The 10,992-nt window shown below is 68.7% G+C and carries 10 protein-coding genes; 1 reads left to right on the top strand and 9 read right to left on the bottom strand.

Annotated features, from left to right (window positions below):
* Positions 1-88: 88 nt before the first annotated feature.
* The 8 genes from DNK52_RS11505 to DNK52_RS11470 all read right to left on the bottom strand — a co-directional run bounded on the left by DNK52_RS11505 (position 89) and on the right by DNK52_RS11470 (position 8,902).
* On the bottom strand, positions 89-1,723 hold the full coding sequence (locus DNK52_RS11505; protein WP_110241113.1) for a peptide ABC transporter substrate-binding protein: 1,635 nt from the start codon (positions 1,721-1,723) through the stop codon (positions 89-91).
* A gap of 234 nt (positions 1,724-1,957) precedes the next feature.
* Entirely contained in the window at positions 1,958-3,553 is a 1,596-nt protein-coding gene (locus tag DNK52_RS11500) for a solute symporter family protein (RefSeq protein ID WP_110241112.1), read from the bottom strand.
* A gap of 1 nt (position 3,554) precedes the next feature.
* Positions 3,555-3,962 (bottom strand): DUF485 domain-containing protein, encoded by a 408-nt coding sequence (locus DNK52_RS11495; protein WP_110241111.1) that lies wholly within the window; start codon positions 3,960-3,962, stop codon positions 3,555-3,557.
* A gap of 144 nt (positions 3,963-4,106) precedes the next feature.
* Positions 4,107-5,642, bottom strand: a complete 1,536-nt coding sequence (locus tag DNK52_RS11490) for a sodium/solute symporter (RefSeq protein ID WP_239455513.1) — start codon at positions 5,640-5,642, stop codon at positions 4,107-4,109.
* Positions 5,639-6,073 (bottom strand): hypothetical protein, encoded by a 435-nt coding sequence (locus tag DNK52_RS11485; RefSeq protein ID WP_110241109.1) that lies wholly within the window; start codon positions 6,071-6,073, stop codon positions 5,639-5,641. Before DNK52_RS11485 ends, DNK52_RS11490 begins: the two co-directional genes overlap by 4 nt.
* Complete coding sequence (locus DNK52_RS11480; protein WP_110241108.1) at positions 6,070-6,801, bottom strand: LytR/AlgR family response regulator transcription factor; 732 nt, start codon at positions 6,799-6,801, stop codon at positions 6,070-6,072. The genes DNK52_RS11485 and DNK52_RS11480 overlap by 4 nt, the downstream gene beginning before the upstream one ends.
* On the bottom strand, positions 6,798-7,910 hold the full coding sequence (locus DNK52_RS11475; RefSeq protein WP_110241107.1) for a sensor histidine kinase: 1,113 nt from the start codon (positions 7,908-7,910) through the stop codon (positions 6,798-6,800). The genes DNK52_RS11480 and DNK52_RS11475 overlap by 4 nt, the downstream gene beginning before the upstream one ends.
* Before the next feature lie 38 nt (positions 7,911-7,948).
* A complete protein-coding gene (locus tag DNK52_RS11470) occupies positions 7,949-8,902 on the bottom strand; it encodes a class I SAM-dependent methyltransferase (protein ID WP_110241106.1) in 954 nt (317 codons plus the stop codon).
* Between the two features lie 27 nt (positions 8,903-8,929).
* Between DNK52_RS11470 and DNK52_RS11465 the strand changes: the two genes are divergently transcribed.
* Complete coding sequence (locus DNK52_RS11465) at positions 8,930-9,703, top strand: Fic family protein (RefSeq protein WP_110241105.1); 774 nt, start codon at positions 8,930-8,932, stop codon at positions 9,701-9,703.
* Positions 9,704-10,031: 328 nt separating this feature from the next.
* Here the strand turns inward: DNK52_RS11465 and DNK52_RS11460 are convergent, their stop codons facing one another.
* Complete coding sequence (locus tag DNK52_RS11460; RefSeq protein WP_110241104.1) at positions 10,032-10,838, bottom strand: HAD family hydrolase; 807 nt, start codon at positions 10,836-10,838, stop codon at positions 10,032-10,034.
* Positions 10,839-10,992: the final 154 nt, after the last annotated feature.

Below are 10,992 nucleotides of genomic sequence, written 5' to 3'. Positions count from 1 at the left end.
GAAGGGAGGGGGAGACAAAAGAATCCCAGACGAGCGAACGGAGGTGGCCCGCGGGGGGCCACCTCCGTCCGTCACACCGGGTCGACCACTACTTGGTGAGCTTGTAGTACTCCGGCTTCTGCTGCCAGTTGAACTCGAACCCCTTGAGGTCCGTGGAGACTGCTGCGGTCGCGTTGGCGTACCACAGCGGGATGGCGGGAAGCTCCTCGAGGAGGATCTCCTGCGCGTCGGTGATGAGCTCGTAGCGCTCGTCACCCTGGGTGGCGGAGGCCTCCGTCACCAAGGAGTCGAACTCCTTGTTGGAGTAGTCACCGTCGTTGGAACCGGCGCCCGTGGCGTAGATCGGTCCGAGGTAGTTGAGCATCGACGGGTAGTCGGCCTGCCAACCGGTACGGAACGCGGTCTGGATCGAGCGGTCGGTGACCTCCTTGCGGAGCTCGTCGAAGGTCGGGTAGACCTTCGGCGAAGACTCGATGCCCAGGACGTTGGTGATCTGGTTCGTCAGAGCCTCGACGAACTCACGGTTGCCTGCACCGTCGTTGTTGAACGCAATCTGGAACTCGCCGGTCCACGGGGCGATGGCGTCAGCCTCGGCCCACAGCTTCTTGGCCTCTTCCTCGTTGAACTCCAGGACGTCGTTGCCCTCGATCTCGTCGGTCCAACCGTCGAGCACGGGGGAGGTGAAGTCGGAGGCCGACGTGCGGGTGCCGTTGTAGATCTTGTCCGTGACCTCGTCACGGTTGATCGCCATCGACAGCGCCTGACGACGCAGCTTGCCCTCTTCGCCACTGAAGTGCTCGAGGCGCTCCGGGATGGTGAACGAGGCGAAGTTGGAGCCGGGCTCGTTGAAGGCCTGGACCTGGTTGTCGCCCTCGAACGTCTCCAGCGCGCTCGGCGGGACCTGGTCGAGCACGTCCAGGTTGCCCGACTGCACGTCGGTGTAGGCCGAGTCAGCGCCGCCACCGGCGTAGAACTTGAAGACGAGGCCGCCGTTCTGGGCCTTGTGGTTGCCGTCGTAGTCCGGGTTGGGCTCCATGGCGATCTGCTTGTTGCGCTCCCAACCGGACTCGGTCAGCATGTACGCGCCGTTGCCGATCGGGCGCTCGCCGTACTCCTTGGTGATCTTGCCGTCGTCACCGTAGGCGGCTTCGGGGACCGGGAAGTACGCCGAGTAGCCGAGACGGAGCGGGAAGTCCGACTCCGACTTCTTGAGCGTGATCTCGAAGGTCTTCTCGTCGATGACCTTGAGACCGGAGACGGTGTCACCACCGGTGGTGTTCCCGATGTCGTCGGTGCCCTCGATCGGGTAGAAGAAGTAGTTGTTCAGCTGCTTGTTGTCCGGGTTGGCGCCGTAGTTCCAGGCGTTCACGAAGGACTCTGCAGTCACGTCGGAGCCGTCGGTGAACTTCCAGTCCTTGAGCTTGATCGTCCAGACGGTGCTGTCGTCGTTGCCCTCGATGGACTCGGCGACCTCGTTCTCGACGGAGCCGTCGGTGTTGTACGAGACCAGACCGGCGAAGAGGTTGTTCAGCGGGTCACCGCCGCCGACCTCGTTGGTGGCCGTCGGGATCAAGGGGTTCTGCGGGTTGGTGCCGTACACGCTGATGACTGCGTCGCCGTCACTGCCGCCGCCGTCGTCGTCGCTGCCGCAGGCAGCGAGCACGAGACTGCTGGCCGCGACCAACGCGATACCCGCCATGCGGGTGCGCCGAGAGAATCGCATGCATTCCTCCTGAGAGTGGTGTGCGCACGTACGCGCGCTTCCCCATGGGTACCACCGGGAAGTCGCTCTCAGAAAGAGTCGAGGCCCGGAAGTAATCGGATCGTCACCAAACATGTCAATCGTCAGACTCGGGCAAACGGCCGCTACCGAGCGTGACCCACACCACAATTGGGAGTTGCCCCGGGTGCGATCCGCAAGGACCGCACCCGGGGCAACCCGGAGAGCTCGCAGGCGTCAGTGCCTGAACTCGCCCTCCGCCCCGGCGCCCGTCAGGGCGCGGACCTCGAGCTCGGTGTAGCGCTCCTCGGCCGAGGGCTCCGGCTTGGTGAGCGTCCCGATCACACCGAACAGGAAACCGAGCGGGATCGAGACGATGCCCGGGTTCTGCAACGGGAACCACGCGAAGTCCACGCTGCTGAGCAACGCCGTCTCCGACCCGGACATGACCGGGGAGAAGAAGACGAGGCCGACGGAGGAGAGCAGGCCACCGTAGATGCTCCAGACCGCGCCGCGGGTGTTGAAGCGGCGCCAGAAGAGATTCATCAGGATGGCGGGCAGGTTCGCCGAGGCCGCCACCGCGAAGGCGAGCGCCACCAGGAAGGCGATGTTCAGCGACTGCGCCGGGATGGCCAGCAGGATCGCGACCAGTCCGATCCCGCCGGCTGCGATCCTGGAGACCTTCATCTCCTCCTTCTCGGTCGCCTCTCCGTTGCGGAAGACGGGGTTCCACACGTCGTGAGCCACCGACATCGACGAGGTCAGGGTCAGCCCTGCGACGACGGCCAGGATCGTGGCGAAGGCGACTGCCGCGATCAGGGCCAGCATCACCGCGCCACTGGTGGAGCCGATGCCGCCACCGACCTCCTCGGCCAACTTGGGTGCGGCCAGGTTGCCGGCCACGTCGTAGTCGCTCTTGCTGAGCAGTGCCGCAGCGCCGAAGCCCAGCACCAACGTGAAGAGGTAGAAGGTGCCGATCAGGCCGATCGCCCACAGCACCGACTTGCGGGCTGCCTGGGAGGTGGGTGTGGTGTAGAAGCGGATCAGGATGTGCGGCAGACCCGCCGTGCCCAGGACCAGGGCCAGGCCCAGGGAGATGAAGTCGATCTTGGAGGTCGTCGAGGAGCCGTACTTCAGTCCGGGCTCGAGGAACGCCTGGCCGGCGCCCGAGTTGTCGGCGGCCGAGCCGAGCAGGTCGGCGATGTTGAAGTTGAACTGGATCAGCACCAGGACCACGACCAGCGCGGAGCCGCTCATCAGCAGCACGGCCTTGATCATCTGCACGTACGTCGTGCCCTTCATGCCGCCGACGGTGACGTAGAAGATCATCAGGGCGCCGACCACGAAGATGGTCAGGTTCTTGACGAGGCCTGAGTCGATGCCGAGCAGCAGGGAGACCAGCGCGCCCGCGCCGACCATCTGGGCGAGCAGGTAGAAGATCGAGACGACCACCGTCGAGGTGGCTGCGGCCGTACGGACGGGACGCTTGCTCATCCGGAAGGCCAGCTGGTCGGCCATCGTGTACTTGCCGGAGTTGCGTAGCACCTCCGCGACCAGCAGGAGCGCGACCAGCCAGGCGACCAGGAAGCCGACCGAGTAGAGGAAGCCGTCGTAGCCGTAGAGCGCGATGGCTCCGGTGATGCCCAGGAACGAGGCGGCCGACATGTAGTCGCCGCCGATGGCGAGCCCGTTCTGGAGGCCGGAGAAGCCGCGGCCGCCGGCGTAGTAGTCGTCGGCCCCGGAGGTCTGGCGACTCGCCCGCAGCGTCACCAGGATGGTGAGCAGGACGACCAGGAGGAAGAGTCCTGAGGTGAGGATCTGGTTGCCGTCCATGTCAGTTCTCCTCGGTGACGGGCGTGGTGCCGGGCGTGGTGTTGCCAGCAGCCACCGCGGCGCGGTCCAGCAGCTCGGCGTCGTACTCCCGGGCCAGCTGCTTGGCCAGCGGGTCCAGGTGGGTGGTCGAGTAGCGGCTGTAGAGGAACGCGATCCCGAACGTGCTGACGAACTGCAGCAGTCCGAAGATCAGCGCGACGTTGATGTTGGCGAAGAGCACGTGGTTCATGAAGTCGGAGGCGAACATCGACATCACCACGTACAGGGCGTACCAGCCCATGAAGACCGCGGTGGCCGGGATGATGAAGCGGCGGTAGAGGTGGCGCAGTTGCGCGAACTCGTCCTTCGCCGCCAGGTGGTCGTAGATCGGATCGTGCCTGGCGGCCTGATCCTGCTTGGGTTGGCTCACTGGGGGGACTCCCTGCCCGATGTCGGTGGACGTGACGTGCTCCCACGGTGGCGCAGGTCACACCCATCGGCACCCGTCCCGGACCCCTGGCGCGGTCAGCGGAGAGCAGTTGTCGCCCAGCGGTGCCTGCAGCGCGCCCGGCGGTCAGCCACGGTCGAGCGGCACGACCTCCGGGGTGTGCAGCCGTACGAGGAAACGACGCGTCCCGGCCGGGGTGCGGCCGCGGGTGGCTCGGCTCACCACGACCATGGTGAGGAAGGCGGCGGGCACGCTCCACGCTGCCGGGGAGCCCAGCAGGACGGCCGGCCATCCGGTCGTCGAAATTTCGAACAGCGTCCAGACCACGGCCACCCCTGACCCGATCCCCCCGACCAGCAGCCCCGCCACCGCGCCGGGGGCGGTCAGCCCCTGCCACCAGATGCCGAGCACCAGCAGAGGGCAGAAGGTGGAGGCGGAGACCGCGAAGGCCAACCCCACCATGCGCGCCACCCCCACCTCGAGGGTCGTGAAGGCGAGCAGCGCCGGCACCACCACCGCCAGGCAGGCGCCGACCCGGAAGGCTGAGATCCCCGAGAGGCGTACGCGGCCGAACCGGCGGCCGGTCACGTCCTGGCCGAGCACCCCCGCGACGGCGATGGTGAGCCCGGAGGCGGTCGAGAGGAAGGCCGCGAAGGCGCCGGCGGTCAACAACCCGGTCAGGATCTCCCCGCCGATCCCGGGCAACATCACGCGGGGCAGCTCGAGGACCAGCGAGTCGCTCTGGTCGAGGTCGCCGAGGCGGTCGGCGTAGACCCGACCGAGGCCGCCGTAGATCGGGGGCAGCAGGTAGAAGGCCGCCAGCATCATCAGCACCACCAACGTGGTGCGACGCGCCGCTCGACCGTCAGGGTTCGTGTAGAAGCGCACCACCACGTGCGGCAGGCCCATGGTGCCCAGGAAGGTGGCGATGATCAGCGAGTACGTCGCGTACAGGCCCTGGGTGCCCGCACCGATCGGCAGCGACCAGCTCGTGTCCGTGCCCGCGGCACTCCCCACCGGCGCGATGTCGGCCGGGTTGGTGGCGCCGTCGCCGACCCACACCGCCAGCAGCACCATCGCCGGGATCAGCAGCGCGGTCAGCTTGAGCCAGTACTGGAAGGCCTGGACGAAGGTGATCGACCGCATCCCTCCGCCCGCGACGCCGGCCAGGACGACCAGGGCGACCACCGTCGTACCCACCCAGGTCGGCAGCCCGACAGCGGCCCGCAGGGTCAGGCCGGCACCGCTGAACTGGGGCAGCAGGTAGAGCCACCCGACCACCACCACGAGCAGGGAGCAGAGCGCGCGCACGGTGCGCGACTCCAACCGGGCCTCCGCGAAGTCCGGCAGCGTGTACGCCCCTGAGCGCCGCAGCGGCGCGGCCACCAGGACCAGCAGCACCAGGTAGCCGGCCGTCCAGCCCACCGGATACCAGAGCATCTCGGCGCCGAAGACGAGGACCAGCCCCGCGACCCCGAGGAAGGAGGCGGCGGAGATGTACTCCCCTGAGATCGCGGAGGCGTTCAACGCCGGACGTACGCTGCGCGAGGCCACCAGGAAGTCGCTCGTGGTGCGGGAGAAGCGCAGCGACCACGTGCCGATCGCCAACGTGGCGACCACGACCGACACGACCCCGACCAGGGCTGCCCAGGACTCGATCACCCGCGCTCCCGCTCGTCCCAGTCGCGCTCGTCCCAGTCACCCTCCGGCTCGTCCTCGGCGACCAGCTCGGCGAACGCTGCCTCGTTGGCCTCTGCGCGGCGCACGTAGAACCAGCCCAGGCCGATCAGCAGCGGATGCACCAGGACCCACAGGAGCAGGTAGGCCAACGGGATCCCGAGCAGCCGGATCTGCGCGAGTGACTCGTACGAGCTGAAGAGCAGCGGCAGCGAGACCACCACCAGCCCGAGGACCGACAGGATGAGGATCGCCAGCCGGCGTTGTTCGCTGACCAGGCTGCCGAAGAGGATGGCGCCGATCGGGGTGCCCTCGTCGATGTCACCGGTGCCGGGGCGACGCGACTGCACCGTGTGGCGGGGCGGACCCGTGACCCGGACCCGTTCGGGTGGGCGCTCGCCGGAGCCGGGGCTCATGCCTGGCCGCGACGCTTCACGAGCAACTCGCGCAGGGCCCTGGTGTGGCGCCGGCTGACGGTGAGCTCGTTGCCCGCCACCATGACCGTGCACCGCCCCTGCTCCATCCGGACCTCCTCGATGTGGGAGACCTGGACCAGCAACGAACGGTGGATCCGGACGAAGCCGGCCTCTGCCCAGTCCTGCTCCAACTGTGACAACGGCGCCCGCAGCAGGTGGGAGACCCCGCCGGTGTGCAGGCGTACGTAGTCGCCGTGGGCCTCGACGTGAGTGACGTCGCGGCGGCTCACGAACCGGGTGACACCACCGAGCTCGACCGGGATCTGCTCGTCGGCGTCGGAGACCGGGGTGGTCGACCCCTCCACCACTCTGCGGACCGCCTCGGCCAGCCGGGCCTCGCGCACGGGCTTGAGCACGTAGTCGACGGCGGCGAGCTCGAAGGCCTCGACCGCGTGCTGCTCGTGGGCGGTGACGAAGACGATGGGCGGCGGCGTACGGAAACGCGCCAGCACCTGCGCCATCTCGAGACCGTTGAGACCGGGCATCGAGATGTCGAGGAAGACCGCGTCGACCTCGTTCTCGCGCAACACCCGCAGGGCGTCGGTCGCCGACCCGCTGGTCAGCACCGAGGCGATGCGCGGGTCACGGCGCAGGAGGAAGGAGAGCTCGTCGAGGGCCGGCTGCTCGTCGTCGACGACCAGGACCCGCAGGCCGCTCGACTGATTCATGGATGGACTCCCGGAGCGAACTTCGGCACCCGCACGATCACCTTCGTGCCAGCGCCCGGTGCGGTCTCGACCACCAGACCGTAGTCGTCCCCGAAGGCATTGCGCAGCCTGGCGTCCACATTTCCGAGACCGACGGAGTCCAGACTGCGGTCACCGGCCAGCGCGCGGCGGACCAGGTCGGGGTCCTCGCCGACCCCGTTGTCCTCGACCTCGACCACGCACTCCTGGCCCAGGTCGCGGGCGGTGATGGTGAGCTGACCGACCCCCTCGACCGACTCCAACCCGTGGCGTACGGCGTTCTCGACGAGCGGTTGGATGCAGAGGAACGGCACGCTGGCCGGCAGCACCTCGGGCGCGATCCGCAGGGACACCTGCAACCGGTCGCCGAAACGGGCCTGCTCGAGCATCAGGTAGCGCTCGATCGAGCGGAGCTCCTCGGCGAGCGTCGTGAACTCGCCGTGGCTGCGGAAGGAGTAGCGGGTGAAGTCGGCGAACTCCAGCAAGAGGTCGCGGGCCCGGTCCGGGTCCGTACGCACGAAGCTGGCGATCGCACCGAGCGAGTTGTAGATGAAGTGCGGGCTGATCTGGGCGCGCAGGGCCCTGACCTCCGCCTCCATCGCCCGCGTACGTTCGGCGTCGAGGTTCGCGAGCTCCAACTGCCCGCTGACCCACAGCGCGACCTCGTGGGTGGCCAGCAGCAGACCCGCGGTCGGGCCGGGCGACATCGCGAGCAGCACCCCGACGACCCGGTCCTCGATGGCCAACGGTGTTGCGATCGCGTGACGCAGCCGGCAGCCCGGTCTGTCGCACTCCAGGGTGGTGGCGCCGGTGTCGCCGAGCTCGAGGGTGGTGGCGATGAGTTCGGTGACCTGCGCGGCATGGTGGCGCCCCATGCCGTCCCACACCAACATCCCCGCCGTGTCGGCCAGCGCCACGGCGGGCGTGCCCAGGAGCGTACGCAGGTGCTTGACCGCGCGCTCCGCGCTGGAGGCGGTCAGCCCTTCGCGCAGCGCCGGGGAGGCCTGGGAGATCGTGTGCAGCGCGGCGAACGTGGCGCGATCGGCCTCGCTGCCCAGAGGTGGGCGCCGAGGCAACCGCAACCAGTCCATGTGCCGACGCTAGCCGAGAGGTGACGGCGCGGGCGTGCTCAGCGGAAGTCGATCAGGAGCATGTCGGTGTCGGTGCCGTCGGAGAGGAAGAGGTCCTCGTCGAAGCGGAACGGAGTCCTGCGGCGTCGACCGGAGTCACCGGCCTCACCCTCGTCGGCTCCGTCGGCCTCGGACTCGCCGTCGGCCTGGTCCGACGTCAGTTTCAACGCGTCGGTGCCGTCGTCGAAGAGCCCGGGTTGGTGCACGACCTGGGTGCGCACGCAGTGGACCTTGTACGGCAGCTGCATGCCGTCCATGCCGCGACCGTAGTCGTCGTAGAACGCGCGGACCTCGGCGACCGCCTGCTCCCGGGCCTGGGGGCTCAGGTCGGCGACCCACGAGCGTGACAGGACCAGGTCGGCCACGTTGTCGTGGTTGACGTCCTGCCAGACCGTGTAGGTCTCCTCCTCCACGAAGCTGAAGAGGGGGGAGGCCAGGAGGTGTTCGGTGATGGAGTGGCTGCTCGGCTCGTTGTCGCGGCCACCCAGAGGTCCTTCGAGGAAGGTGCCGAGACGGCGGACCCACGGGATCCTGCCGTCACGCTCGTGCCAGACGACGCTCAGGTGGCCGCCGGTCCGCAGCGCCTTCGCGATCGCCGGAAGGGCGGTCTCGAGGTCGAAGCTGGTGAATGCGGTGCTGCAGACCACCGCGTCGACCGACCGGTGCTCCAGGTCCAGGTCCTCGACGGTGCCCTCGGTGACCGGGACGCTCACCCGCTCCCGCAGGATCTGGACCATCGCGGGATCCCGGTCCACGGCGTGCACGGCGTGTCCGGCAGCGACCAGGTGCTCGGTGAGCCGACCGATCCCGGCGCCCAACTCGAGGACGGTCTTGGCGTTGCCCGGCACCAACCACTTCACTGCCTCGGGGGGATGGCCCGGGCGTCCGTGCAGATGGGCAGCTGCCACGCTGGCGCTGCCGCGTGTCTCTCCCGGGGGGCGTTCGCTGGCCATGGTGGCAAGGCTACTAGCGTGAGCGTCGTGAGCACTGATCGAATCGCGTGGCTCGTTGCGCTCGACGGCGTCGGCTCGGCCTACGCGGCCACCCGCGACGGTATCGACGCGATGCTGCGCGACCGCGGCCTGCGCAAGACCGAGCCGCAGACGACCGCCGAAGCCCTGGCCATCGGCGCCCACGCGTCCGCAGTGCTCGAGGGCTCACGTTCCACGATCGCGGAGATCGCCGACGGGGGTGGCGACGAGATCGCCCAGGACTCGCTGCGGCTCTCCGCCTCGGTGCTGTCGTTGGTGCCGCTGATGAAGCAGTCGCCGTTGCAGGCCTTCGCGCGGCTGCACGCCGTGGCTGCCGGCACCGCGCTGCCCGCCGAACAGCTGGGGCGCCCGCGCGACGCGGCGTCGGCGGCGCGTCTGCGGACCGTCTCCGAGTTGATCCTGAGCGACACCGCGGCCCCCGCGCTGCTGGTCGCCGCCATGGTCCACGCCGACATCGCCACGGCGAAGCCGTTCGCCTCCCACAACGGGATCGTGGCGCGGGCCGCCGAACGCCTCGTCATCGTCTCGCGCGGCGTCGACCCGAAGTCGCTGATGGTGACCGAGGCCGGCCACCTGGCCCTGCGTGAGCAGTACGAGTCCAACCTGCGTGCGTACGCCTCCGCCACCCAGCGCGGCGTCCACGCCTGGGCGCTGTACGCCGCCGAGGCGTACGCCAAGGGCATGGAGTTGAGCCCGCTGCGGCCGGTGAAGCGTCCGCGCCGTGACGCCGAGCCCGTCGACCTGGGCGACCTGCCTGCCTGAGTCGGCCCTGACCGCGTGGGGACATGCAAACGGCACCCGGCTGCGAGAGCCGGGTGCCGTCTCTGACACGTGATGGTCGGGTATCAAGCGTGCTGTCTCATGTTGTGACCTGCGGAGGATCCGCCTGGTCAGCGCCCTTTCGAAGGGATGGTCGCCGCGTGGGTCCCGATCTCACGTGCTGCACTGTTCACTTCTGAACCCATGTCTACGCCGAACCATGGCCACTATCAAGGGTTGACTTCGCACAGTTTCGGTGGCGCAATTCGCGCGCCTGCGCGCGCCTGCGCGCGGATGCAGAGCAGGGTCGCAGGTGCAGTCGTGGCTGTGCTCAGACTGCAGGGGGGCGTCGCCGTGCGTTGGCCCAGGAGTTGGCCCAGACGTATCCGCCGACGGCCACGGCTCCGCCGACGGCCAGCGCCGCCAGGGTGGGCGTGGAGGGCAGGGAGCGGCTGCGCAGGCCGACCGGACGGGTGAAGACCAGGATCGGCCACCCGTTCTCCTCGGCGATCCGGCGCAACTCCTTGTCGGGGTTCACGGCGAAGGGATGACCGACTGCCTCGAGCATCGGGACGTCGGTGACCGAGTCGCTGTAGGCGTGGCACTCATCGAGGTCGTAGCCCTTCTCGTCGGCGAGGCTGCGGATCGCGCGCGCCTTCTCCTCGCCGAAGACATAGCGCTTGATCTCGCCGGTGTACTTGCCCTCCGCGGAGATCTCCAACTCCGTGGCCACGACGGCGTGCGCCCCCAGCATGGTCCCGATCGGATCGACCACCTCGGTGCCGCTGGCGGAGACGATGATGACGTCGTGACCGGCCGCGCGGTGCTCCTCGATCAGGGTGACGGCCTCGTCGTAGACCAACGGGTCGACGGTGTGGTGCAGGGTGTCGGCCACGATCTCGCGCACGGTGGCCACGTCCCACCCGGTCACCAGGGCGGAGAGGAACTCACGCAACTTGTCCATCTGGTCGTGGTCGGCGCCGCCCACGGCGAAGACGAACTGCGCGTACGCCGAGCGCAGCATGGCGCGCTTGGTGATCAGTCCGCCCGACTGGAAATGACGGCTGAAGGCAAGGGTGCTCGATGCGGCGATGATCGTCTTGTCGAGATCGAAGAAGGCCGCTACGGGGCGGGGCATGCCTTCATCGTAGGCAGAGTGTCGGGATCGGGGGCAGGAACGGCGTCGCTGGCGTCGGCCCCGGGCCCCCGCGAGCGCCGCTGGAAGTCCACAGGGATGCGTCGGTGACCGTGACGCACAGGCTCGAGCCGCCCTCGGAGCGGCAGAGGTCACC

Source organism: Nocardioides gilvus, assembly GCF_003194605.1.
GTDB lineage: Bacteria > Actinomycetota > Actinomycetes > Propionibacteriales > Nocardioidaceae > Nocardioides > Nocardioides gilvus.
The sequence above is the reverse complement of the archived record's forward strand: the minus strand, read 5'-3'. Positions and strand labels throughout refer to the sequence as shown.